This is a genomic window from Mycobacterium sp. MFM001, from assembly GCF_003402475.1.
GTDB lineage: Bacteria > Actinomycetota > Actinomycetes > Mycobacteriales > Mycobacteriaceae > Mycobacterium.
The window spans coordinates 470,172-493,746 of record NZ_BFAB01000002.1; the positions used below are offsets into that span (position 1 = coordinate 470,172).

The following is a 23,575-nucleotide window of genomic DNA, read 5'->3' on the forward strand; positions in this document are numbered from 1 at the left end:
GTACCGGCCCGACGCGCAGCTACTCCCCGGTCAGGCCCAATCGCGCCACCAACCATCGCCGCAAATCCGGGCCATAGTCGTCGCGGTCCAATGCAAAGTCAACCGCAGCCTTGAGGTAGCCGCCGGGATTTCCCAGGTCGTGTCGAGAGCCGCGATGCACCACCACGTGAACCGGGTGACCTTCCTTGATCAGCAAGGCAATTGCGTCGGTGAGCTGCATTTCGCCGCCGGCGCCGCGCTCGATGCGGCCCAGTGCGTCGAAGATCGCGCGGTCCAGGACATAGCGGCCGGCCGCCGCATACGGCGACGGCGCGGCCTCGGGTTTCGGTTTTTCCACCATGCCGTTGACCTTGAGCACGTCACTGCCGGCACCGGTGACCGGCTCGACGTCGAAAACGCCGTAGGCGCTGATCTCGTCGGGACCGACCTCGATCGCGCACAGCACGCTGCCGCCGTAACTGGCCCGCACCTTGGACATGGTCTCCAGCACGCCGGTCGGCAGCACCAGGTCGTCGGGCAGCAGCACGGCGATGGCGTCCTCGTCATCGGACAGCGTCGGCTCGACGCAGCCGATGGCATGTCCCAGCCCGAGCGGCTCGTCCTGCACGACGGATTCGACCTTGATCAGCCGAGGGGCCCGGCGCACCTTGGCCAGCATGTCCTTCTTGCCGCGCGCCTCCAACGTGCCTTCGAGCACCAGGTCTTCGACGAAATGCGCGACGACGCTGTCCTTGCCCTGGGAGGTGACGATCACCAGCCGTTCGGCGCCGGCGTCGGCGGCCTCGGCGGCAACCAGCTCGATGCCGGGCGTGTCGACGACGGGCAACAGCTCCTTGGGCACCGTTTTGGTGGTGGGCAAAAAGCGTGTGCCCAGACCGGCGGCGGGAACCACCGCGGTTCGGGGAACCGGAAGCTGTGCGCGTGACATCGTTCACACCATAATCGCGCGTCGAAGTGGCGGAGCGAAAGGCCGTGCTGCCATGGTTGATCGCATGCCAACCGCGGGCAAAGCCCCTCTGCGGGAACAGCTGCTGGCCGCCCGCCGTTCGGTTGCCGACGATGTACGGGCCGACGAGGCGCGGGCGCTGACCGGGCACATCCGCGACCTGGTGAGCAGCGGCAGCACGGTCTGCGCCTACGTGCCGGTGGGTGCCGAACCGGGGTCGATCGAGATGCTCGACGCGTTGCTGCGCCGCGCCGCACGGGTGCTGCTGCCGGTCGCACGCACCAGTGGCGACGACACGCCGCTGGCTTTGCAGTGGGGCGAATACCGGCCGGGACATCTGGTGGCCGGCCGGTTCGGTCTGCTCGAACCGGCCGAGCCGTGGCTGCCGCCGCCGGCACTGGCCGAGGCCGACCCGGTGCTGGTCCCCGCGCTGGCCGTCGACCGCACCGGCGTGCGACTGGGCCGCGGCCGCGGCTTCTACGACCGCTCACTGCAACACCGCGACCCGCGGGCTCGCCTAGTTGCGGTGGTACGCGACGACGAGCTGGTCGACGAGCTGCCGTGCGAGCCGCACGACGTCCGGATGACCCACGCACTGACGCCGGGGCGTGGGCTGGTCGCCCTCCGGGAATGAGCCAGGCCACATAGCGGTTTAGCACTGCAGACGGTAGAGTGCTAACGAAGCTGGACATACCCGGAGGTTTCAGTGCCGACTTACAGCTATGCGTGCACCGATTGCGGCCACCGCTTCGACATCGTGCAGGCCTTCACCGACGATGCGCTGACCACCTGCCAGCAGTGCTCGGGTCGGCTGCGCAAACTGTTCAACTCCGTCGGCGTGGTGTTCAAGGGCAGCGGTTTCTACCGTACCGACAGCCGCGAATCGGCCAAGAGCGGCACCAACGGCCACGCCAAGAACGGGTCGTCGTCGAGCGAATCGTCGACTTCGACTTCTGGCTCGGCCGAGAAGTCCAGCACGTCGAGCGCCGCGCCCGCGGCGGCCGCTGCCAGCTAGCGGCGATCGCAAGCGCGGCGCAGCCGGGCGTTGGGGGTGCCCCCAGCCGCGGAGCGGCGAGGGGGACGGGTCGCCGCCATCTCAGTTAGTTATCCACAGGCGGGTTTTCCGCCGAGCCCGCCGATGCCGGACCGCGCCTAGCGTGACGGCATGCCGGCGTCGCTGAATCCGTCACTGCCGGCCCGCATCTCGCAGTGGCTGCGCCCGGACTGGACGCGCACAGTGCTGGCCCGCCGCGTCGCGGCGGCCGGGCTTGTAGTGCTGGCCGGAGTCGCGGCGGTGCGATCCAACCCCGACGGCGATCGCGCTGCGGTGGTGGTCGCCGCCCGCGACCTCAGCCCCGGCGCCGAGTTGACCTCCGACGATGTTCGGCTCGAAAGCCGTTTGGCGCCAACACTTCCCGATGGATCGCAATCCGACCCGGGCGTGGTTGTCGGCTCGACGCTGGCCGGCCCGGCGCGACGCGGCGAGGTGCTCACCGATGTGCGGTTGCTGGGCAGCCGGCTCGCCGAGTCGGCGGTGGGACCCGACGCGCGGATCGTGCCACTGCACCCCGCCGACGCCGCGCTGGCTGACCTGGTGCGCGCCGGCGATGTCGTCGACGTCGTCGCCGCGCCGGAAGCCGACACGCACGCCACTCCCCGCGTGGTGGCCACCAACGCCGTCGTCGTCGTGGTCTCGGCAAAGCAAAAGACCGAGGACCGCGTGGTGTTGGTCGCGCTACCGGCCGCCGCCGCGAACGCGCTGGCCGGTGCCGCGCTCGTTCAAAGCGTGACGTTGACCCTGCACTGAGTCGTCTTGCGGCGACCCGCAGCGCCCGGCTTCGCCGCGCTTGCGATCGCCGCTCAGGCGGCCGCCGGTTGGTCGGTCGCACAGTACTTGCACTTCTGCGCGGCCTCGGGGATATCGGACAAGCAGGCGGGGCAAGCCTTGGTCGCCGGTTCTTCACCGAACACGGTGACGCCGCGGCGCTTCTGAATGTGCCGGTAGGGCAGGACGATCAGGAAGTACACCACCGCCATGAAGACGATGAAGTAGATGATCGCCGAGATGAACGCGCCGATGTCGATGAATGTCGCCTTGTTGCCCGCTTCGCCGAGCTGCCATCCCAATCCGAACTTCTCGCCCGGCTGCGCAGCGGCGACAAGCGGGTTGATCACACTGTCGGTGAATGCCTTGACCAAATTCGAGAACGCCAAGGCCACCACCAGGCCGACGGCCACGGTGATCACGTCACCGCGCATCACGAAATCTCTGAACCCCTTCAACACGCGAGCCACCCTCCCGTCACAGGAATTTGCCGAGGCGACGCGACGCCGCCCGAAAATGACCGTATGCCGATAGGCGGTCACTCGTGGCCTTTGCGGGCAATTAGTGATCGACGGTTGACTCCGCCGTGACGGAATGCCGGTTCAAATGTGATGCGGCGGCTGGTTCTCCGTCAGCCATCGTTCGTGCTCGTCGGCCTCGTGCAGGTCCTCCGAATCACGGTCGTCGGACGGGTGGCTCATATCTCCAGGCTGGAGAGTTGGCCGATGATCTGGGCCGCCAGCGGATTCAGCGTTGCCATTCCGTCGCGCACCGCGTAGCGGGAGCCGGCGAGATTCACCACCAGGGTGCTGCCGGAGATGCCGGCCAAACCGCGCGACAGTCCGGCCTCGGTGATGCCGGCCGACAATCCAGACGCGCGCAATGCCTCTGCAATGCCGAGGATTTCGCGGTCGAGAATGTCGCGGGTGGCTTCCGGGGTGACGTCCCGCGGGGTCACGCCGGTGCCGCCGACCGAGACCACCAGGTCCACCCCGCCGATCACGGCGGTGTTCAGCGCGTTGCGGATTTCCACCTCGTCGGCGGAGACGACCACCACACCGTCGACCAAGAATCCCGCCTCGGTGAGCAGCTCGGTAACCAAGGGACCACTGTGGTCCTCCTCGTCCCCGTGCGCCGTGCGATCGTCGACAACGACGACGAGTGCCCTGCCGACCATGTCCGCACGCTGCTGTTCCATGGTTGCCACCGTATATCTGTGATCCGACCGCGGCCCGGCGACTCTCATCACTTGTCCGCCTTACCCAAAGTGACCTGCACGGTCCGCGTGTCACCGGACGGATCGAGGTACGTCAGCGTGATCTTGTCGCCGGGTGCCCTCGACCGCACCGCTGCGACAAGGCCGTCGGCGCTGTTGATCGTGCGGTCGTTGACCTTGGTGACCACGACCCCGTTGGGCAGACCCGCGGCCGCCGCCGCGCCCCCCGGCACCACCTGCACCACCTTGGCGCCGTGCGCGCTCTTGTCGCTGGTGACCTGAACGCCCAGCGAGGCATGCGACGCCGTGCCGCTGCTGATCAGCTCGTCGGCGATGCGCTTGGCCTGGTCGATCGGGATCGCGAAGCCCAGGCCGATCGAACCGCTCTGGCTGTCGGTGGAGTCGCCACCGAGCGTGGCGATCGCCGAGTTGACGCCGATCAGGTCACCGTTCATGTTCGTCAGCGCGCCACCCGAGTTGCCCGGGTTGATCGCGGCGTCAGTCTGGATGGCGTCGAGCACCGTGTTCTGGTTCCCGGTGTCCCCGGTGGTCGACACCGGCCGGTTGAGCGCGCTGACGATGCCGGTGGTTACCGTTCCTTCCAGACCGAGCGGGGAGCCGACGGCGATCACCGGCTGACCGACGACCAGGTTCGCCGACGTGCCGAGGCTGATCGGGGCCAGCCCGGACACGCCTTGCACCTTGACCACCGCGATGTCGGTGGTGGGGTCGGCCCCGACCACGCTGAACGTCGCGGTCCGCCCGTCCGAGAACGTGACGGTGGTTTTGGGTCCCGCGTCGGGAGGCGCATTGTCGTGTTCGGCCTTGGCGGCCGCTGCGACGACGTGGTTGTTGGTCAGGATCAGCCCGTCGGAGGACAAGATGATGCCCGAACCCTCTTCGGACTGCCGGCCCAGATCGGTCTCCAGCATCACCACGCTGGGCACCACTTTGGCGGCCACCTGCTCGACGCTGCCGCTCGGCACGTTGGCGGCCGGCATGCTCGGCGCCGGCGCGCCCGGCAACCTGCTGCCCGGCATGGCGCTGGTCGGATGCGTGCTGTGCACGACCACCGACGCAGCCGCCCCACCGATACCGGCTGACACCACCGCGATAGCCAACGCACCAACGGCCAAAAGCCCTGCGCGAGAACGCTTTTCAGGGGCAGAAAGCGGGGCGGCGCTCGGGCTCGGGTTGGGCTGACCGGCACCGAACGGCGCGAACGGTTGCCGGTATGCCGGCTGCTGCGCGTAGCGCCAGTCGTACTGGGAATACGTTTGCTGCTGGCCCGGACCGGAATACGCCGGCATCGCAGGCTGATCGGATGCCGGACGGTATCCAGCTTGCGGCGGTGGCGAATACCTCGGGTGATTCGTCATGCGCTAGGTCGCTCTTCCTCTACGTGTCGCGGTCGGACTCAACAGTAACTGCAACTACCTTGCCTACGTGGACTGAGAATCGACTGAGATAACGTTCTCCGCTCCCGGAGAGTTTCCCCCGGTCTCGGCGCCCCCGCCGTCCGGCCCCGGCTGCGGCGCCACCGGCAGCGGCCGCCCGGGTAACAATACGTACACCGTCGTCCCGGGCGGTTGCCCTCCCGGCACGGTGTCCTCGATGCGCAGCGCCCCACCGTGTTTGAGCACCACTTGTTTGACGATCGCCAATCCCAGGCCAGAACCGGGCATCGCCCGCGCCGACGCCGACCGGAAGAAACGTTCGAACACCAGGTGGCGCTCGTGTGGCGGGATGCCCGGGCCGTAGTCGGAGACCACCAGCTCTGCGTGCGACGGGTCGAGCTGGGTCATCCGCACGCCGATCCGCCCGCCCGACGGGCTCCACTTGGCGGCGTTGTCCAGCAAGTTCAGCACCGCCCGCGACAGGCCCGCGGCGTCGCCGTAGACCTGCCACGGGATCACCTGCACGTCGAAGTCGACGTCGTTGCGGCGCCGTCGCACCCGCTCCAGGCAGCGGTCGATGACCTCGCCCATGTCGACCGGCTCATGCACCACCTCGCCGACGTCGCCGCGGGTGAGGTCGACCAAATCGCCGACGAGCGTGGACAATTCCTCGATCTGGGCGATGACGTCGGCACGCAGATCAATCATCTCCTGCTCGGGCAGCCGCGGCGCGCCGGGCGCCATCGACGCCATCAACAGTTCGACGTTGGTGCGCAGCGATGTCAGCGGCGTGCGCAGCTCATGACCGGCGTCGGTGACCAACCGGGCCTGGCGTTCCCGCGACTCGGCCAGGGCTGCCAGCATCAGGTTGAACGCCTCGGTGAGCCGGGCCAGTTCGTCGCTGCCGAACACCGGAATGGGTCGCAGGTCGTCGGTGCGCGCCACCCGCTCGGCGGCCTCGGTGAGCTGCGCGACGGGCCGCAGCCCGGCTCGGGTGACCATCCCCCCGGCGACCGCGGCCACCGCGACGCCGACCCCGCCGACGATCAGCAGTACCCAGCGCAGTTTCAGCATCACCGCGTCGGTGGGGGCCAGGCTCTTGGAGATCAGCAGCGAGCTGCCGTTGGGCAGGTGAATGGCCAGCACACGCTGGTCGGCGGCCGTGCGCCGAGACATCAGCAGGTCCCCGCGGATGACTGCTTTCTCCGGCGGCCCGACCGGCAGCGTCTGGCCCGTCTGATTGGCGGTGAACACGTAGCGGCCGGGGTTGACCAGCATTGCGTTGACGTCCGAATATGCGGTTCCCTCAATGGCTTTGCCAGGGTCGGCCGCCAGTGACCCGCTGGCGATCAGCAGCTGCGCGCGGCTTTGCAGCTGGTTGTCGATGTCCTTGTACAGGGCCGCGGAGATCACCGCGTAGACAGCGACCGCCATCAGCACGACGACCATCGCCACCATGGACATCGCCAGCAGCATCACCCGCCACCGCAGGGACAACGAGGTGGTGGCTCGCAGTGGAGCGCGACGCCGCTGGCGGAATCGAAGCATCAGGGAGGGGTTTCGCGAAGCACGTAACCCACGCCGCGAACAGTGTGGATCAGCCGCGGCTCGCCATCGGCTTCGGTCTTGCGGCGCAGGTATCCGACGTATACCTCCAGTGCATTGCCAGAGGTGGGAAAGTCGAATCCCCACACCTCCTCGAGAATGCGGCTGCGGGTCAGGACTCGCCTCGGATTGGAGATCAGCATTTCCAGCAGAGCGAATTCGGTACGCGTCAGGCTGATTTGGCGTTGCCCGCGGGTGACTTCGCGGGTTACCGGGTCGAGGGTGAGATCGGAGAACGTCAAAGGAGCCGAGTCGGCGGAATCGTCAGGCTGGGTACGGCGCAGCAGCGCGCGCAACCGGGCCAGCAGCTCTTCGAGGGCGAACGGCTTGGGCAGGTAGTCGTCGGCGCCGGCGTCCAGGCCGGCCACCCGCTCCGAGATCGCGTCGCGGGCGGTCAGCACCAGGATCGGCAGGTCGTCGCCGGTGCTGCGCAACTGGCGGCACACTTCCAGGCCGTCCAGCCGCGGCATCATGACGTCCAGGACCAGGGCGTCGGGCCGGTCGTTGGTGATGACGTCGAGGGCCTTGACGCCGTCCTCGGCCAACGCCACCGAGTAGCCGTTGAAGGACAGGGACCGGCGCAGCGACTCGCGGACCGCGCGGTCGTCGTCGACGACAAGGATTCGCACGGCCACCAGTGTCATCCAATCGGCTGAGAGCGACCTAAGAGACGCGCCGCTCCCGCTGGCGGTCTAGCGGCGGTCGAGGTCGATCAGACCGAGGCGCGCCGCCTTGAGCAGCCGACGCGGCACCTTGTGCCGCTGACCGGCGACCGTCACGCCGACGAGTTGCGGCTTCTCGGCCTTCCACTGCGCGCGCCGGCTACGGGTGTTCGCGCGCGACATCCTGCGCTTGGGCACAGCCATGATCGAGCTTCTCCTTGACGAGGGTGGTTGCCGCGCAGGTACCAGCGGCGACGGGTTCCGATCAGGATACCCGGTGGCCAGCGGCGGTTACAAAATGCCCGCTGCGCTGACAGCATTGATTAGGTGCAGGCTGGCACATCTTGACGCGCTACCCGCGGTACCCGCTAACCTACCGGTTGGTTGATAGATGGGGTTTGGGATGACTTCTGGGGTTCGGATCGGGAACTGCTCAGGGTTCTACGGCGACCGCCTCTCGGCGATGCGCGAAATGCTCACCGGCGGCGAGCTGGACTACCTGACCGGCGACTACCTGGCCGAACTGACCATGCTCATCCTGGGCCGCGACAAGATGAAGCACCCCGAGCGCGGCTACGCCAAGACGTTTCTGACCCAGCTCGAGGAGTGTCTGGGCCTCGCCCATGACCGCGGCGTGCGGATCGTGGCCAACGCCGGCGGCCTGAACCCGGCCGGCCTGGCCGACGCCGTGCGGACGCTGGCCGAGCGGCTGGGCGTCCCGGCGCGGGTGGCCCACGTCGAGGGCGACGACTTGGCGCCGCGCGCCGAGGAGCTGGGGCTGGGCACGCCGCTGACCGCTAACGCCTACCTGGGCGCCTGGGGCATCGTGGACTGCCTGAACAGCGGCGCCGACGTCGTCGTCACCGGCCGGGTGACCGACGCGTCGGTGATCGTCGGACCGGCCGCCGCGCACTTCGGCTGGGGCCGCACCGACTACGACCGGCTGGCAGGGGCGGTGGTCGCCGGTCACGTCATCGAATGCGGCGTGCAGGCCACCGGCGGCAACTACTCGTTCTTCACCGAAATCCCCGACCTGACCTATGCCGGGTTCCCGCTGGCCGAAATCCACGCCGACGGCTCGTCGGTGATCACCAAACACCCCGGCACCGGAGGTCTGGTCAGCGTCGACACGGTCACCGCGCAACTGCTCTACGAGATCACCGGCGCCCGCTACGCCAACCCGGACGTCACCGCGCGGATGGACAGCGCCGAGTTGTCGTCTGACGGCCCGGATCGGGTGCGGATCAGCGGGGTGGTCGGCGAGCCGCCGCCGCCGACGTACAAGGTGTCGCTGAACAGCATCGGCGGTTTCCGCAACGCGATGACATTCGTGCTGACCGGTTTGGACATCGAGGCCAAGGCCGAGTTGGTGCGACGCCAGCTGGAATCCAGCCTCACCGCCAAACCCGCCGAGCTGGAGTGGACGCTGGCCCGCACCGACCACCCCGACGCCGACACCGAGGAGGCGGCCAGCGCGCTGCTGCGCTGCGTGGTCCGCGACCCCGACCCGGCCAACGTCGGTCGCCAATTCTCTTCGGCAGCAGTCGAATTAGCGCTGGCCAGCTACCCGGGCTTCACAGTGACCGCCCCGCCGGGCGAGGGTCAGGTGTACGGCGTCTTCACCCCCGGCTACGTCGACGCGGCGTCGGTCCCGCATGTCGCCGTGCACGACGACGGTACTCGGGTCGAGATTCCTTGTGCCAACGAGACTTTCGAGTTGGCACCGGCCTCCTCACCTGCTCTGCCAGAGCCGTTGCCGGCCGGCCCGACGCGGCGGTTGCCCTTGGGCGTGGTGGCGGGCGCGCGCAGCGGAGACAAGGGCGGGTCGGCCAACGTCGGTGTGTGGGTGCGCACCGACGAGCAGTGGCGGTGGCTGGTGCACACGCTGACCGTCGAGCTGTTGCGCGAGCTGCTGCCCGAGACCGCCGACCTGCCGGTCACCCGGCACGTGCTGCCCAACCTGCGCGCGGTGAACTTCGTCATCGAGGACATCCTCGGTCAGGGCGTGGCCTATCAGGCCCGCTTCGATCCGCAGGCAAAAGGTTTGGGTGAATGGCTGCGCAGCCGTCACGTCGACATTCCGGAAAGGATCTTGTGAGTATCTGGACCACCCCGGAGCGCGACCAGCTCCGAAAGACCGTGCGCTCGTTCGCCGAACGCGAGATCCTCCCGCACGTCGACGAGTGGGAGCGCATCGGCGAGTTGCCCCGCGACCTGCACCGCCGTGCCGGCGAAGCGGGTCTGCTGGGCGCGGGGTTCCCCGAAGCTGTCGGCGGCGGTGGCGGCGACGGCGCCGACGCCGTGGTCATCTGCGAGGAGATGCACGAAGCCGGTGCGCCGGGAGGCGTGTTCGCGTCGTTGTTCACGTGTGGGATCGCGGTGCCGCACATGATCGCATCGGGCGACGATCGGCTGATCGAGGAATTCGTGCGGCCGACGCTGCGCGGGGAAAAGATCGGCGCGCTGGCCATCACCGAGCCCGGCGGCGGCTCCGACGTCGGGCATCTGCGCACGACTGCGGTGCGCGACGGCGACCACTACGTGGTCAACGGCGCCAAGACCTACATCACCTCCGGGGTGCGCGCCGACTATGTCGTGACCGCGGTGCGCACGGGCGGACCTGGGGCAGCGGGTGTTTCGCTGCTGGTGGTAGAGAAGGGCACGCCGGGTTTCGAGGTGACGCGCAAGCTGGACAAGATGGGCTGGCGGTCCTCCGACACCGCCGAGTTGTCGTACACCGACGCGCGGGTTCCGGCGGCCAATCTGGTGGGCGCGGAGAACAGTGGTTTCACCCAGATCGCTGCTGCTTTTGTGGCTGAACGGATTGGCCTCGCGGCACAGGCGTATTCGAGTGCGCAGCGCTGTCTAGACCTGACGGTGCAATGGTGCCGGGACAGGGATACGTTCGGCCGGCCGCTGATCTCGCGGCAGGCGGTGCAGAACACGCTGGCCGAGATGGCTCGCCGGATCGACGTCGCGCGGGTGTACTCGCGCAACGTGGTGGAGCGTCAGCTCGCCGGCGAGACCAACCTGATTGCGCAGGTGTGCTTCGCCAAGAACACCGCGGTGGAATCCGGCGAATGGGTGGCCCACCAAGCCGTCCAGCTGTTCGGCGGGATGGGGTATATGGCAGAGTCCGAAGTCGAGCGGCAGTATCGCGACATGCGCATCCTGGGTATCGGCGGCGGCACCACCGAAATCCTCACGTCGCTGGCCGCGAAAACCCTGGGATTCCAATCATGACCGCGTTACAGACGACGCTGGACCTTCATGCGCCCGCATACACGGAGGCGGCGGAGGCGTTGTCCACCAAGCTCGACGAGATCAACGGCGAGCTGGCCAAGGCGCTGGCCGGCGGCGGCCCGAAATACGTCGAGCGCCACCACGCCCGCGGCAAGCTCACCGCGCGGGAGCGCATCGAGTTGCTGATCGACCCGGACTCGCCGTTCCTGGAGCTGAGCCCCTTGGCGGCCTACGGCACCGCATTCACCGTGGGCGCCAGCCTGGTCGTCGGCATCGGCGCGGTGTCGGGGGTGGAGTGCATGATCGTCGCCAACGACCCGACCGTCAAGGGTGGCACCAGCAACCCGTGGACGCTGCGGAAGATCTTGCGGGCCAACCAGATCGCGTTCGAGAACCGGCTACCGGTGATTTCGCTGGTGGAATCCGGCGGAGCGGACCTGCCCACCCAGAAGGAGATCTTCATCCCGGGTGGGCGGATGTTCCGCGACCTGACCCGGCTCTCGGCGGCCGGAATCCCCACGATTGCCCTGGTGTTCGGCAACTCCACCGCGGGCGGGGCCTACATCCCCGGCATGTCGGATCACGTGGTGATGATCAAGGAACGCTCGAAGGTATTCCTGGCCGGCCCCCCTCTGGTCAAGATGGCCACTGGCGAGGAATCCGACGACGAATCGCTGGGCGGCGCCGAAATGCACGCCCGCATCTCGGGATTGGCCGACTACTTCGCCGTCGACGAGCTCGACGCGATCCGGATCGGTCGCCGCATCGTGGCGCGACTGAACTGGGTCAAAAAGGGGCCGACGCCCGGCCCGGTCACCGAGCCGCTGTTCGACGCCGACGAGCTGATCGGCATCGTGCCGTCGGACCTGCGCATCCCGTTCGACCCCCGCGAGGTGATCGCCCGCATTGTCGACGGCTCCGAATTCGACGAATTCAAGCCGATGTACGGCTCGTCGCTGGTGACCGGCTGGGCCCGGCTGCACGGCTATCCGCTGGGCATCCTGGCCAACGCCCGCGGCGTGTTGTTCAGTGAAGAATCCCAGAAGGCCACCCAGTTCATCCAGCTGGCCAACCGCTCCGACACGCCATTGTTGTTCTTGCACAACACCACCGGCTACATGGTGGGCAAGGACTACGAAGAAGGCGGGATGATCAAGCACGGCTCGATGATGATCAACGCCGTGTCGAACTCGACGGTCCCTCACATTTCGCTGCTGATCGGCGCGTCCTACGGCGCCGGCCATTACGGCATGTGCGGGAGGGCGTACGATCCGCGGTTCTTGTTCGCCTGGCCGTCGGCCAAGTCCGCCGTGATGGGCGGCGCCCAGCTGGCCGGTGTGCTGTCGATCGTCAGCCGCGCCGCCGCGCAAGCCCGGGGGCAGCAGGTCGACGAAGAGGCCGACGCCGCGATGCGGGCCGCCGTCGAGGGCCAGATCGAAGCCGAGTCACTGCCGTTGGTGCTGTCCGGGATGCTCTACGACGACGGCGTCATCGACCCCCGCGACACCCGCACGGTGCTGGGAATGTGCTTGTCCGCCATCGCCAATGCCCCGATCGAGGGGACGTCGAACTTCGGCGTCTTTCGGATGTGAGTCAGATGATTACTCGAGTACTGGTGGCCAACCGCGGCGAGATCGCCCGGCGGGTTTTCGCCACCTGCCGACGGCTGGGGCTGTCCACCGTCGCCGTCTACACCGACCCCGACGCCGGAGCACCGCACGTCGCCGAGGCCGACGCGCGGGTGCGGCTGCCCAACACCAGCGACTACCTCAACGTCGAGGCGCTGATCGGCGCTGCCCGTGCCTCCGGCGCCGACGCGGTGCATCCCGGCTACGGATTCCTCTCGGAGAACGCCGATTTCGCGGCTGCTGTGCAGGATGCGGGTTTGGCGTGGGTCGGGCCGCCAGTGGCGGCGGTGCGCGCGATGGGCTCCAAGATCGAGGCCAAAAAGATGATGGCCGCCGCCGGTGTCCCGGTGCTCGAGGAACTCGACCCCGAGACCGTGACGGCGGAGCAGTTGCCGGTGCTGGTCAAAGCGTCGGCGGGCGGCGGCGGTCGCGGCATGCGAGTGGTCACCGAATTGGCCACGCTGGCAGGTGAAGTCGAGGCAGCGCGGCGTGAAGCGCAGTCGGCGTTCGGCGACCCGACCGTCTTCTGCGAGCGCTACCTGCCCACCGGGCACCACGTCGAGGTGCAGGTGCTGGCCGACACGCACGGCACGGTGTGGGCCGTCGGCGAACGCGAATGCTCGATTCAGCGGCGGCACCAGAAGATCATCGAGGAAGCCCCCTCACCGTTGGTCGAGCGCACACCCGGTATGCGAGCCAAGCTGTTCGACGCCGCGCGGCTGGCCGCCGAGGCGATCGGCTACGCCGGGGCCGGCACCGTGGAATTCCTTGCCGACGACGACGGCGAGTTCTACTTCCTGGAGATGAACACCCGCCTGCAGGTCGAGCACCCCGTCACCGAGGAGACGACGGGTCTCGACCTGGTCGAACTGCAGCTGGCGGTCGCTGATGGAGCCCGCCTGGACGCCGAACCGCCGGCGGCGCATGGCTATTCGATCGAGGCACGGCTCTACGCCGAGGATCCGTCGCGCGATTGGCAGCCGCAGGCCGGCGCCCTGCACCGTTTCGACGTGCCGAGGGTGCGCGCGGAGTTCGATTCGCTCGGGGCGCGAACCGGGATCCGGTTGGATTCCGGAATTGTCGACGGCTCGGTGGTCTCCATTCACTACGACCCGATGTTGGCCAAGGTCATTTCGTATGCGCCGACACGCCGCGCAGCCGCGACGGTGCTCGCCGATGCGTTGAGCCGCTCCCGCATACACGGCGTGCGCACCAACCGCGACCTGTTGGTGAACGTGCTGCGGCATCCGGCATTTTTGGACGGCGCCACCGACACCGCGTTCTTCGACACCCATGGGTTGGCCGAGCTGTCCGCGCCGCTGGCCGGCGCAGCCGCGCTCCGACAGTCTGCGATCGCTGCCGCGCTCGCCGACGCCGCGCACAACCGCGCAACCGCAACGGTTTTCGCTTCCATTCCCAGCGGCTGGCGCAACCTGGCGTCGGGGTATCAGGTCAAGACCTATCTCGACGACAGCGGCGGCGAGCACCGCGTCGAATACCGGTTCACCAGAGGCGGTTTGGCTCTGGTCGATGACGTGCGGTTGCTCAGCGCATCCCCGGACGAGGTTGTGCTGGCCGGCGCCGACGGGGTGGCGCACAGCTTCGGCGTCGCCCGCTACGGGGACGACGTCTACGTCGACTCTCCGCACGGCCCAGTGCATCTGGTGGCGCAACCGCGCTTCCCCGAACCGGGTTCCGCCGTCGAGCAGGGGTCTTTGGTGGCACCCATGCCCGGCAACGTCATTCGCATCGGCGCCGAAGTCGGCGACAGCGTCGCCGCCGGCCAGCCGCTGGTGTGGCTGGAAGCCATGAAAATGGAACACACCATCACCGCACCCACCGACGGTGTGCTGGCGCAACTCAACGTCAGTACCGGACAGCAGGTCGAGGTGGGCGCCATCCTGGCCCGCGTCGACGCATACGAAGGGAATCACGCATGACCGACACCAGCTTCATCGAGAACGACGAACGCCGGGCGTTGCGCCAGGCGGTGGCCGCGATGGCCGCCAACTACGGCCAGGACTACTACCTGGAGAAGGCGCGGGCGCAGCAGCACACCGACGAATTGTGGAACGAGGCAGGCAAACTCGGCTTCCTCGGAGTGAACCTGCCAGAGGAGTACGGCGGTGGCGGCGCCGGCATGTACGAGCTGTCACTGGTGATGGAGGAGATGGCCACGCACGGCTGCGCACTGCTGATGATGGTCGTCTCGCCGGCGATCAACGGCACCATCATCTCCAAGTTCGGCACCGACGAGCAAAAGCAGCGCTGGCTGCCCGGGATCGCCGACGGGTCGATCACCATGGCCTTCGCGATCACCGAGCCTGACGCCGGCTCCAATTCACACAAGATCACCACCACCGCACGCCGCGACGGCAGCGACTGGATCCTTTCCGGCCAAAAGGTTTTCATCTCCGGCGTCGACCAGGCGCAGCTGGTGCTGGTGGTCGGCCGCACCGAGGAGACCAAAACCGGCAAGCTGCGGCCGGCGCTGTTCGTGGTGCCCACCGATGCGCCGGGCTTTTCCTACACCCCGATCGAGATGGAGTTGGTCAGCCCCGAACGCCAATTCCAGGTGTTCATCGACGACGTGCGGCTGCCGGCCGACGCGCTGGTGGGCTCCGAGGACGCGGCCATCGCGCAGCTATTCGCCGGGCTGAACCCGGAACGCATCATGGGTGCCGCGAGCGCGGTCGGCATGGGCCGGTTCGCGATCAACAAGGCCGCCGACTACGTCAAGACCCGCAAGGTGTGGGGCACACCGATCGGTGCGCACCAGGGCCTGTCACATCCGTTGGCGCAGAACCACATTGAGATCGAACTGGCCAAGCTGATGATGCAGAAGGCCGCGACGCTCTACGACAGCGGCGACGACGTAGGCGCTGCCGAAGCCGCCAACATGGCCAAATACGCGGCGGGCGAGGCGTCGGCTCGAGCGGTCGACCAGGCCGTGCAGTCGTTGGGCGGCAACGGGTTGACCAAGGAATACGGCATCGCGGCGGCGTTGACCGCGTCGCGGTTGTCGCGGATCGCGCCGGTGAGCCGGGAGATGGTGCTCAACTTCGTCGCGCAGACGTCGCTGGGCCTGCCCCGGTCCTACTGATGGACAGGCTCGTTCAGTATGCCGTCGACAGACATGTCGCGCGGCTGACGCTGGATTCGCCGCACAACCGGAACGCGTTGTCGACAACGCTGGTCGAGCAACTGCATCAGGGGCTGCGGGACGCTATCGGCGATCCGGCGGTGCGGGTGGTGGTGCTCGGTCACACCGGCGGCACGTTCTGCGCCGGTGCGGACCTGTCGCAAGCGTCCGGGGGTGATCCATTCGACATGGCCGCCGATAGGGCGCGCGAACTCACGGCGCTGCTGCGCGCGATCGTCGAGTGCCCGATGCCGGTAATCGGCGCGATCGACGGCCATGTCCGCGCGGGCGGTTTCGGCCTGGTCGGCGCGTGCGACATCGCGGTGGCCGGTCCGCGCAGCACATTCGCGCTGACGGAGGCCCGGATCGGGGTCGCGCCGGCGATCATCTCGCTGACGTTGCTGCCGAAGATGTCCGCGCGGGCCGCGGCGCGCTACTTCCTGACCGGCGAGAAATTCGACGCCGGCGAAGCCGCCGCAATCGGGTTGATCACGATGGCCGCCGACGACGTGGAGGCCGCGGTGGCATCGCTGGTGGCCGCGCTGCGGCACGGCTCTCCGCAGGGCCTGGCCGCGTCGAAGGCGCTCACCACGGCCGAGGTGCTGGCCGGTTTCGACCGCGACGCCGAGCGGCTCAGCGTCGACTCGGCCCGGCTGTTCGTCTCCGAGGAAGCCCGCGAAGGAATGCTGGCCTTCCTGCAGAAACGCCCGCCGCGGTGGGCCGAGGCCGGTGACGGTGGAAAGGCAGTTTAGCGAACTTGCCTTGCAGCAAAATCTGTTCGTCGTAGGCTCGTAAGCGATGAGCAATTCAGCGCAGCGTGGCGCGCAGGACACGCCGGACGCGGAGTCGCGCGCCGCCGACACCGACCGCATACAGGTAGCGCAATTGCTCACCGATGCCGCTGCGCAGGGCCGGCTGCCGATGAACGAGTACGAAGACCGGTTGACCAAGGCCTACGCCGCGCAGACCTACGACGAACTCGACCGGCTGCGGTCCGACCTGCCGGACTATCCGGTGACTCCTCGCCGGGGCGCCTGCAAACCCGCGCCGTCCACCTTGTTGTTGGCCATCATGAGTGCGTTCGAACGCCGCGGCCGGTGGAACGTGCCCAAGAAGTTGACGACGTTCGCGCTGTGGGGCGGCGGGGTCATCGACCTCCGCTACGCCGACTTCACCTCCCCCGAAGTCGAGATCCACGCCTGCTCGATCATGGGCGGCCAGACGATCCTGCTGCCGCCCGAAGTCAACGTCGAAATCGAGGGCCACGGCGTGATGGGTGGCTTCGACCACGACGTCAAGGGTGAAGGAACGCCGGGCGCGCCCAAGGTGAAGATCAAGGGTTTTTCGCTGTGGGGCGGCGTGGGCATCAAGCGAAAGAACCGCAAGCCGCAGCGGTAGTTGCGAGCAGACGCAGAATCGCACTCCGCGAAGCGGATTCGTGCGATTCTGCGTCTGCTCGCCACACTAACGGCGGCGCCTCCGCGACCGCAGATAGTCGCCGACCACCGCCGCGCCCAGGCCGTCGAGATCGGGCACGACCACCCGGCCCTCCACCCGTCGCGCAACCTGGTCGATAAACCGTGCCAGACCCGGGTCGCTACCCAATCGGAAGATGGTGACCTGCGCGCCCAGACGCGCCATGTCGTCGAACCCACGCACGGTGTGCGCGATGGTCCGCGGATGAGGCGGATAGTCGAAAAATACTGCGGTGCCCTCCCCGTCGAAATCTTCCAGGTGTGCAGTCGGCTCACCGTCGGTTACGACCAGCACGACGGGCTGCGCGTTGGGATGGCGTCGCAAATGCCGGCCGGCCAATGCCAGCGCGTGATGCAGGTTGGTGCCCTGCTCGTAGACGCCCTCCAGGCCCATCAGCTCCGCAGGGGTCATCGTTCGCGCGTAGCGGCCAAAAGCGATGATCTGCAACGCATCCGAGCGGAACCGGGTGCTCACCAAATGGTTGAGCGCCAACGCGGTCCGTTTCATCGGCAGCCAGCGGTTCTCCATCACCATCGAAAACGAGGTATCCACCAGCAGAGCGACCGCGGCCTGCGTGCGGGTCTCGGTTTCGGAGACCTCGACGTCGTCGACGGTGATCCGGATGGGGCCTTCGGTGGTTGCGGTGCCGGCTTCCCGCAACACCGCATTGGTCAGCGTGCGGGTGACGTTCCACGGCTCGGTGTCGCCGAACTGCCACGGTCGCGTCGCTCCGGTCAGCTCACCGGCTGCTCCGGCGCGCCGGTGGTCCCGTTCGCCGCGACGCCCCGAAAGCTGTTCTGCCACATCGCGTAGCGCGGTCTCGCCGAGCCGTCGCATCGCCTTGGGCGACAGCCGCCATTGCCCGTCGGAACCGCGGTCCAGAAACCCCTGGTTGAGCAGCGCGCGTTCCAGCTCCGCCAACGTCTGCGCGTCGATGGCGGCCTGGTCGCCGAGTTGGCGGGCCAGCGCGTCGAGGTCGACGTCGTCCATCGTCGCGCCCGGGTAGCTCTGCGAGAGCTGCTCGGCCAGCTGCTCGAGTTCGGCGATGTCGGCCAGTGCCTGGGCCCCCTCCCCCATGCCCAGCGGGTTGTCTCCGGAGAACTCCGACGAGCCGGTCCAGTCCTCGCCCGGACGCAGCATTTGCAGGTTGGCGTCGAGCCGGGACAGCGCCTGTTGCAGCGCGGGAGATCCAAATGCCTGCTGCGCCAACGCCTCCAGCTCGGCCCGCTGGTCGGGGCTCAGGCTGTTGAGGAACCGCTGGGCCGCTGCCGCTCGCTGGGCCAGCGAGTCGATGAGCTCTTCGACGTTGCTCGGGTTCTCCGGGAAGAACTCGCCGTGCTTGTCCATGAAGTTTTGAAAATCTTGGGGGGTGTCCTCGCCGCGGGCATGCTTGTCCAGCAGATCGTTGAGGTCGTCGAGCATTTCGCTGACGCGCTGGCGGTCCTCGTCGGTGGCGCCCTCCAACGCCTGCTTCATCCCGGCGAAGCGCTGGTCGAGCATCTCGCGGCCGAGCAAATCCTTGATTTGCTCGTACTTTTCGCGAGCCTCGCCGCTGCGCCAGTTGTAGTCGGAGAGCTCCTGGATGGCCTTGGCCGGCGACGGCGACAGCGCATCGAGCTGCAGCTCCCCGAAGCGTGCGTCGTCGTCCAGGGCGCGGGCCAGTTCCTTGCGCTCGGCGAGCACCGCGTCGTCGAGCAGCTTCTTGATCTCCTGCAGAGTGCCGTCCAAGTTGTTGCGGCGCAACAACTCCCGCCGGCGTCGATTGGCCTCGGCGGCCAGCCGGTCAGCACCCGGCATGTTGCGAGTGCCCCGTCGCAGCAGCTCGGACAGCGCGCGGCGCGGCGAGGTGCCGGCCATGACGTCCTGGCCGATCTGCTCGAGCGCCTCACGCAGATCCACCGGCGGAGCCAGCGGGTCGGGCCCGCCGGTATACGCCGAGTAGCGCGACGAGTGGCCTCGTGACGATCGCAAGCGCGGCGAAGCCGGGCGCAGCGGGTCGTCACCATCAGATCTAGCCATAGACGGTTTCGCCCTCCCCGGACACCTTGTCGATGCGCTTGGCCAAATACAGTGCCTCCAAAGCTAATTCGAGCGCGGCGGCCCGTTCACCCTCGGATTCCGCGCCGAGCCGTTTCGCAACCGCGTCGATGACCGGCAGATCCGGCAGCGCGGCCAGCACGTCCTTGGCCGACACCCGCTCACCCGTCGTCACCGCCGAACCACCCTCGACCGCGGCCACCAACGCGCCGACGTCAAGGCCGCCAAGGACTTTCGACGCGGTGTCGGCGGTGGCGCGGCGCAGCAGGTGCTCCAGCACCGCCTGCTCGCGGCCTTCCTCCCCGGACTCGAATTCCAGCTTGCCGCGCAGCACATCGATCACCGTGCCCAGATCGACCACGCGGGCCACCGGATCCGTCTCACCGAGCACCGCGCCGCGATGCCGTGCCGAGGCCGCCACGGTTTCGGCCGCGGCGATCGCGAACCGCGCCGACACCCCGGAACGCTGATCCACCGAATGGGACTCGCGCAGGTAGCGGGCAAACCGGGCGATCACCTGGATGAGGTGGTCCGGCACCTGGGCGCTCAAATGCGCCTCCTGCAAAATGACGCCGACCTCGGCGTCGAGTTCCAGCGGGTAGTGCGTGCGGATCTCCGCGCCGAAGCGGTCTTTGAGCGGGGTGATGATCCGGCCGCGGTTGGTGTAGTCCTCCGGGTTGGCGCTGGCTACCACCAGCACGTCCAGCGGCAGCCGCAGCGTGTAGCCGCGGACCTGGATGTCGCGCTCCTCCATCACGTTGAGCATTGAGACTTGGATGCGCTCGGCCAGGTCGGGCAGCTCGTTGACCGCGACGATGCCGCGGTGCGCCCGCGGGATCAGCCCGTAGGCGATGGTCTCCGGGTCACCCAGGCTGCGGCCCTCGGCGACCTTGATCGGGTCGATGTCGCCGACCAGGTCGGCCACGCTGGTATCCGGAGTGGCCAGCTTCTCGGTGTAGCGCTCGCTGCGGTGTCTCCACTCCACCGGGAGGTCGTCGCCGAGGGTGGTGGCCCGACGGATCGACTCCGGGGTGATCGGCGAGTACGGGTGCTCGCCGAGCTCGGCGCCGCCGATTACCGGCGTCCACTCGTCGAGCAGGCCGACCAGCGCCCGCAACAGCCGGGTTTTGCCCTGACCGCGCTCGCCAAGCAGAACGACGTCGTGGCCTGCGATCAGCGCCCGCTCCAGCTGCGGGATCACGGTGTCGTCGAAGCCCAGGATTCCCGGCCAGATGTCGTCACCTTCGGCCAACGCCGTCAGCAGGTTTTCCCGGATTTCTTGTTTGACTCCCCGCTCGCGGTGCCCGGCGGCGCGCAGTTCGCCGACGGTGCGGGGCAGATGATTCGGTGCGGTCACCACTCCACGCTACGACTGCTTGGCACATGCACAAGCGAAGGGCGGACAATCGTCCTCGATTGCCCGCCCTTCGGCTGTGGGTCTACTGCTCGACGACAGTGGCCTGCTCGTCGCCCGGCTTCCAGGTGATGGTGCCGTGCTCGAACGTCGACTTCTTGCCGCCGTCGGGGGTGTCTACCTCGTCGCTGGTCGGGTAGCCGAGCTTGCCCTGCGAACCGCCCAGCTCGTTCCACTTGTCGCGGATCTTGCCCCACACGACGTAAGACTCCGTTTTGTGGACAATGACGCCGCCGTCGAATTGCTGGAAGACGCCGCCATCCGGGTTCTTCTGCTCGTTGCCCGTCGGTTTGCCGAGGTCTGCGCGGGCCTTCTCGGAAAGGGAGTCGTACTTCGCGAGAATCGGGCCCTCGACCGTGTATTCCGTACCGTTGGCGCCGGCGATCTGAGTGGAGCTTGGAGCGGCACTTTCTGCCGAGGTGGAGGGCGCCGCGGCAGCCGACGACGACACTGACGACGTCGCAGAACTCGTCGTTTCGCCTGCCTTTTCCTTCTTGGACTCACACCCTGTGCCGATCAACGCGACTACTGCAATTGCCGCGGAAAACACCGCCGTTCGTTTCGTGATCGCGCGCATCTCGTTCCTCTCCATCGGTAAGGACCCGCCGATTTACGAGCCCAAGCGGCGATGCTATCGGGATCGACGACGGCCTGGAAGAGATTCGGGCAGACCGCCAGCGAACCGCCATCGTTTGCTCACGCTCCGTCCAACCCCCCGTCGAGTGTGGACTTGATGCACGCCGATCTCGATTTCGCGTGGCACAATCCCACACTCGGCGGCGATGCTAGTGGGCGAAATGCCGAGCGCCGGTCAGATACAGCGTCACGCCGGCCTTGTCGGCCGCTGAGGTCACCTCGTCGTCGCGCACCGAGCCACCGGGATGCACGATGGCCGTCACACCAGCGGCGGCCAGCGTCTCCAGCCCGTCGGGGAACGGGAAGAATGCGTCGGATGCCGCGACCGCTCCACGCACCCGGTCCCCGCCGCGTTCGACGGCCAGCCGCGCGGCGTCGACGCGGTTGACCTGGCCCATGCCGACCCCGACCGTCGCGCCGTCGGCGGCGATCACGATCGCGTTGGACTTGACCGCCCGGCAGGTACGCCACGCGAAGGCCAAGTCCGCCAACGTTTCCGGTGAGGCGGGCGAGCCGGCCGCCAGCGTCCAATTGGCGGGGTTGTCCCCCGGCGCGTCGAGCCGGTCACGCTGCTGCATCAACAGCCCGCCGCTCACTTGGCGCAGCTCGGTGCCGCCGGGCAGCGGCTCAGAGGCCACCAGCACCCGGATGTTCTTCTTGCGCGCCAACACGTCGACGGCACCGGGCTCGTACGCCGGCGCGACGATCACCTCGGTGAAGATCGTGCTGACATACTCCGCCATCTCGACGCTGACCTCGGTGTTGGCGGCGATCACCCCACCGAACGCGCTCAGTGGGTCACATTCGTGGGCTTTGCGATGCGCGTCGGCCACCGAGATGTTCGAGACGGCGATGCCACACGGGTTGGCGTGCTTGATGATCGCCACGCAGGTCTCTTCGTGGTCGAACGCCGCCCGCCATGCCGCGTCCGCGTCGGTGAAGTTGTTGTAGGACATCTCTTTTCCGTGCAGCTGCTCGGCCTGCGCAAGGCCGGGCCAGGCGGCGGGGTCGCTGTACAGCGCCGCCTGCTGGTGCGGGTTCTCGCCGTAGCGCAGCAACGCCGAGCGCCGCCACGAGCCTGCGAACCACTCCGGAAACGCCATCGCCGGCTGCTCGGGCGCCAGCGTCGACTCCATCCAGCCCGCGACCGCGATGTCGTACTCGGCGGTATGCCGAAACGCCAACGACGCCAACCGCTTTCGCTCCGCGAGAGTGAATCCGCCGCTGCGCACCGCGGCCAGTACGCCATCATAGCCGCGCGGATCGACCACCACTGCCACGCTGGGATGGTTCTTGGCCGCCGCGCGCACCATCGACGGCCCGCCGATGTCGATCTGCTCGACGCACTCGTCGACGCCCGCCCCGGAATCCACCGTTTCGCTGAACGGATACAGGTTGACCACCACAAGCTCGAACGCGGCGATGCCGAGCTGTTCGAGGGCCGCGGCGTGCTCGGGCTTACGCAGGTCGGCGAGCAGCCCGGCGTGCACATGCGGGTGCAGGGTTTTGACCCGGCCGTCGAGCACCTCGGGAAACCCGGTCACCTCCTCCACCGGTGTGACCGGGATGCCTTTGTCGGCAATGGTTTTCGCGGTTGAGCCGGTCGAGACAATGTCGACGCCGGCCGCGTGCAGGCCGTCGGCGAGTTCGACCAGTCCGGTCTTGTCGTACACGCTGATCAACGCGCGGCGGATCGGCCGTCTCCCGTCGTTGTTGCTCACCCGATAACCGCCTTTCGTCCCGTCCAGGTCACGCCCCCGGTCACCACCGCGGCCACCACGTCCACCAACAGCCGCCGTTCGGTGACCTTGATCCGCTCATGCAGAGTCGCCTCGTCGTCGTCGTCGAGCACCGGAACCGGTTGCTGGGCAAGGATCGGGCCGGTGTCGGTGCCGGCGTCGACCAGGTGCACCGTACAGCCGGTGACCTTCACGCCGTATGCCAGCGCATCGGCCACCCCGTGCGCGCCGGGGAACGCCGGCAGCAGCGTCGGATGAGAGTTGACGATGCGCCCGGAGAAGCACGACAGAAATTGCGGCCCAAGGATTTTCATGAAGCCAGCTGAGACGATCAGGTCGGGCGAATGCGCTGCGGCGGCCTCGGTGAGCGCGACGTCCCAGGCGTCGCGGCCGGGGTAGTCGGCCACCCGGGCGGTGAACGTCGGCACCGACGCCGCCGCCGCAACTTCAGCCGCCCGGCAGTCGCGGTCCACACCGACGGCCACCACCCGGGCCGGGTAGTCGCCGACGGCGGCATCCAGCAGTGCGGCAAGCAGCGATCCCGTCCCCGACGCCAGGACGACGAGTCGTGCCGGTGCGCTCGGGGGCACATGGAGCGGTTGCTGCACA

The 23,575-nt window shown here is 67.9% G+C and carries 22 protein-coding genes; 10 read left to right on the top strand and 12 right to left on the bottom strand.

What is annotated here, in order from left to right:
• Positions 1-19: 19 nt before the first annotated feature.
• Complete coding sequence (locus tag MFM001_RS05760; RefSeq protein ID WP_116374270.1) at positions 20-928, bottom strand: UTP--glucose-1-phosphate uridylyltransferase; 909 nt, start codon at positions 926-928, stop codon at positions 20-22.
• 64 nt (positions 929-992) lie between these two features.
• On the opposite strand from MFM001_RS05760, the gene MFM001_RS05765 reads away from it, so the two are divergent.
• The 3 genes from MFM001_RS05765 (at position 993) to MFM001_RS05775 (ending at position 2,753) form a co-directional block, all read left to right on the top strand.
• The gene (locus MFM001_RS05765; protein ID WP_116374271.1) at positions 993-1,580 is read left to right on the top strand and encodes a 5-formyltetrahydrofolate cyclo-ligase; all 588 of its coding nucleotides are present in this window, start codon (positions 993-995) and stop codon (positions 1,578-1,580) included.
• 72 nt (positions 1,581-1,652) lie between these two features.
• The gene (locus MFM001_RS05770; protein WP_116374272.1) at positions 1,653-1,961 is read left to right on the top strand and encodes an FmdB family zinc ribbon protein; all 309 of its coding nucleotides are present in this window, start codon (positions 1,653-1,655) and stop codon (positions 1,959-1,961) included.
• Positions 1,962-2,111: 150 nt separating this feature from the next.
• Positions 2,112-2,753: an SAF domain-containing protein gene (locus tag MFM001_RS05775; RefSeq protein ID WP_116374273.1), complete on the top strand. Its 642-nt coding sequence runs from the start codon at positions 2,112-2,114 to the stop codon at positions 2,751-2,753.
• 53 nt (positions 2,754-2,806) lie between these two features.
• On the opposite strand, the gene MFM001_RS05780 is transcribed toward MFM001_RS05775, so the two are convergent.
• The 6 genes from MFM001_RS05780 to rpmF form a co-directional block, all read right to left on the bottom strand.
• Positions 2,807-3,232: an MscL family protein gene (locus MFM001_RS05780; protein WP_116374274.1), complete on the bottom strand. Its 426-nt coding sequence runs from the start codon at positions 3,230-3,232 to the stop codon at positions 2,807-2,809.
• Between the two features lie 236 nt (positions 3,233-3,468).
• Entirely contained in the window at positions 3,469-4,017 is a 549-nt protein-coding gene (locus MFM001_RS05785; RefSeq protein WP_116374275.1) for a molybdenum cofactor biosynthesis protein B, read from the bottom strand.
• Positions 4,017-5,366, bottom strand: coding sequence for a S1C family serine protease (locus MFM001_RS05790; RefSeq protein WP_116374276.1), 1,350 nt, complete (start codon positions 5,364-5,366; stop codon positions 4,017-4,019). Before MFM001_RS05790 ends, MFM001_RS05785 begins: the two co-directional genes overlap by 1 nt.
• 63 nt (positions 5,367-5,429) lie before the next feature.
• The gene (locus tag MFM001_RS05795) at positions 5,430-6,932 is read right to left on the bottom strand and encodes a HAMP domain-containing sensor histidine kinase (RefSeq protein WP_116374277.1); all 1,503 of its coding nucleotides are present in this window, start codon (positions 6,930-6,932) and stop codon (positions 5,430-5,432) included.
• Positions 6,932-7,618: a response regulator transcription factor gene (locus tag MFM001_RS05800; RefSeq protein WP_116374405.1), complete on the bottom strand. Its 687-nt coding sequence runs from the start codon at positions 7,616-7,618 to the stop codon at positions 6,932-6,934. The genes MFM001_RS05795 and MFM001_RS05800 overlap by 1 nt, the downstream gene beginning before the upstream one ends.
• 63 nt (positions 7,619-7,681) lie before the next feature.
• Positions 7,682-7,855, bottom strand: a complete 174-nt coding sequence (rpmF, locus tag MFM001_RS05805) for a 50S ribosomal protein L32 (RefSeq protein ID WP_083131418.1) — start codon at positions 7,853-7,855, stop codon at positions 7,682-7,684.
• 199 nt (positions 7,856-8,054) lie between these two features.
• Between rpmF and MFM001_RS05810 the strand changes: the two genes are divergently transcribed.
• The 7 genes from MFM001_RS05810 to MFM001_RS05840 are packed head-to-tail and all read left to right on the top strand — an operon-like array spanning position 8,055 to position 17,062.
• Complete coding sequence (locus tag MFM001_RS05810) at positions 8,055-9,749, top strand: acyclic terpene utilization AtuA family protein (protein WP_116374278.1); 1,695 nt, start codon at positions 8,055-8,057, stop codon at positions 9,747-9,749.
• Complete coding sequence (locus MFM001_RS05815; RefSeq protein WP_116374279.1) at positions 9,746-10,894, top strand: acyl-CoA dehydrogenase family protein; 1,149 nt, start codon at positions 9,746-9,748, stop codon at positions 10,892-10,894. The genes MFM001_RS05810 and MFM001_RS05815 overlap by 4 nt, the downstream gene beginning before the upstream one ends.
• Positions 10,891-12,486, top strand: coding sequence for an acyl-CoA carboxylase subunit beta (locus MFM001_RS05820; protein ID WP_116374280.1), 1,596 nt, complete (start codon positions 10,891-10,893; stop codon positions 12,484-12,486). The genes MFM001_RS05815 and MFM001_RS05820 overlap by 4 nt, the downstream gene beginning before the upstream one ends.
• 5 nt (positions 12,487-12,491) lie before the next feature.
• A complete protein-coding gene (locus MFM001_RS05825; RefSeq protein ID WP_116374281.1) occupies positions 12,492-14,462 on the top strand; it encodes a biotin carboxylase N-terminal domain-containing protein in 1,971 nt (656 codons plus the stop codon).
• Positions 14,459-15,625: an acyl-CoA dehydrogenase family protein gene (locus tag MFM001_RS05830; RefSeq protein ID WP_116374282.1), complete on the top strand. Its 1,167-nt coding sequence runs from the start codon at positions 14,459-14,461 to the stop codon at positions 15,623-15,625. The genes MFM001_RS05825 and MFM001_RS05830 overlap by 4 nt, the downstream gene beginning before the upstream one ends.
• Positions 15,625-16,416 (top strand): enoyl-CoA hydratase family protein, encoded by a 792-nt coding sequence (locus MFM001_RS05835; RefSeq protein ID WP_116374283.1) that lies wholly within the window; start codon positions 15,625-15,627, stop codon positions 16,414-16,416. Before MFM001_RS05830 ends, MFM001_RS05835 begins: the two co-directional genes overlap by 1 nt.
• Before the next feature lie 46 nt (positions 16,417-16,462).
• Entirely contained in the window at positions 16,463-17,062 is a 600-nt protein-coding gene (locus MFM001_RS05840) for a DUF1707 domain-containing protein (RefSeq protein WP_116374284.1), read from the top strand.
• A gap of 66 nt (positions 17,063-17,128) precedes the next feature.
• Here MFM001_RS05840 and MFM001_RS05845 read toward each other — a convergent pair whose 3' ends face one another.
• The 5 genes from MFM001_RS05845 to purN all read right to left on the bottom strand — a co-directional run bounded on the left by MFM001_RS05845 (position 17,129) and on the right by purN (position 23,574).
• Entirely contained in the window at positions 17,129-19,159 is a 2,031-nt protein-coding gene (locus tag MFM001_RS05845) for a VWA domain-containing protein (protein WP_116374285.1), read from the bottom strand.
• Positions 19,152-20,537 carry an ATP-binding protein gene (locus MFM001_RS05850; protein WP_116374286.1) on the bottom strand — a complete coding sequence of 462 codons (1,386 nt, stop codon included), beginning with the start codon at positions 20,535-20,537 and terminating at the stop codon, positions 19,152-19,154. The genes MFM001_RS05845 and MFM001_RS05850 overlap by 8 nt, the downstream gene beginning before the upstream one ends.
• Positions 20,538-20,616: 79 nt before the next feature.
• Complete coding sequence (locus tag MFM001_RS05855; protein WP_116374406.1) at positions 20,617-21,168, bottom strand: LGFP repeat-containing protein; 552 nt, start codon at positions 21,166-21,168, stop codon at positions 20,617-20,619.
• Positions 21,169-21,376: 208 nt separating this feature from the next.
• Entirely contained in the window at positions 21,377-22,948 is a 1,572-nt protein-coding gene (gene purH / locus MFM001_RS05860) for a bifunctional phosphoribosylaminoimidazolecarboxamide formyltransferase/IMP cyclohydrolase (protein WP_116374287.1), read from the bottom strand.
• Positions 22,945-23,574: a phosphoribosylglycinamide formyltransferase gene (purN, locus tag MFM001_RS05865; protein ID WP_116374288.1), complete on the bottom strand. Its 630-nt coding sequence runs from the start codon at positions 23,572-23,574 to the stop codon at positions 22,945-22,947. Before purN ends, purH begins: the two co-directional genes overlap by 4 nt.
• Between the last annotated feature and the right edge of the window lies 1 nt (position 23,575).

Excerpts from the sequence above, each read along its gene's own strand:
- MFM001_RS05760 (WP_116374270.1), bottom strand. The coding sequence starts at position 928 with ATGTCACGCGCACAGCTTCCGGTTCCCCGAACCGCGGTGGTTCCCGCC.
- MFM001_RS05830 (WP_116374282.1), top strand. The coding sequence starts at position 14,459 with ATGACCGACACCAGCTTCATCGAGAACGACGAACGCCGGGCGTTGCGC.
- MFM001_RS05790 (WP_116374276.1), bottom strand. The coding sequence starts at position 5,366 with ATGACGAATCACCCGAGGTATTCGCCACCGCCGCAAGCTGGATACCGT.
- MFM001_RS05820 (WP_116374280.1), top strand. The coding sequence starts at position 10,891 with ATGACCGCGTTACAGACGACGCTGGACCTTCATGCGCCCGCATACACG.
- MFM001_RS05825 (WP_116374281.1), top strand. The coding sequence starts at position 12,492 with ATGATTACTCGAGTACTGGTGGCCAACCGCGGCGAGATCGCCCGGCGG.
- MFM001_RS05795 (WP_116374277.1), bottom strand. The coding sequence starts at position 6,932 with ATGCTTCGATTCCGCCAGCGGCGTCGCGCTCCACTGCGAGCCACCACC.
- MFM001_RS05785 (WP_116374275.1), bottom strand. The coding sequence starts at position 4,017 with ATGAGAGTCGCCGGGCCGCGGTCGGATCACAGATATACGGTGGCAACC.
- MFM001_RS05840 (WP_116374284.1), top strand. The coding sequence starts at position 16,463 with ATGAGCAATTCAGCGCAGCGTGGCGCGCAGGACACGCCGGACGCGGAG.
- MFM001_RS05835 (WP_116374283.1), top strand. The coding sequence starts at position 15,625 with ATGGACAGGCTCGTTCAGTATGCCGTCGACAGACATGTCGCGCGGCTG.
- MFM001_RS05855 (WP_116374406.1), bottom strand. The coding sequence starts at position 21,168 with ATGCGCGCGATCACGAAACGAACGGCGGTGTTTTCCGCGGCAATTGCA.
- MFM001_RS05765 (WP_116374271.1), top strand. The coding sequence starts at position 993 with ATGCCAACCGCGGGCAAAGCCCCTCTGCGGGAACAGCTGCTGGCCGCC.
- MFM001_RS05810 (WP_116374278.1), top strand. The coding sequence starts at position 8,055 with ATGACTTCTGGGGTTCGGATCGGGAACTGCTCAGGGTTCTACGGCGAC.
- MFM001_RS05775 (WP_116374273.1), top strand. The coding sequence starts at position 2,112 with ATGCCGGCGTCGCTGAATCCGTCACTGCCGGCCCGCATCTCGCAGTGG.
- MFM001_RS05845 (WP_116374285.1), bottom strand. The coding sequence starts at position 19,159 with ATGGCTAGATCTGATGGTGACGACCCGCTGCGCCCGGCTTCGCCGCGC.
- rpmF (WP_083131418.1), bottom strand. The coding sequence starts at position 7,855 with ATGGCTGTGCCCAAGCGCAGGATGTCGCGCGCGAACACCCGTAGCCGG.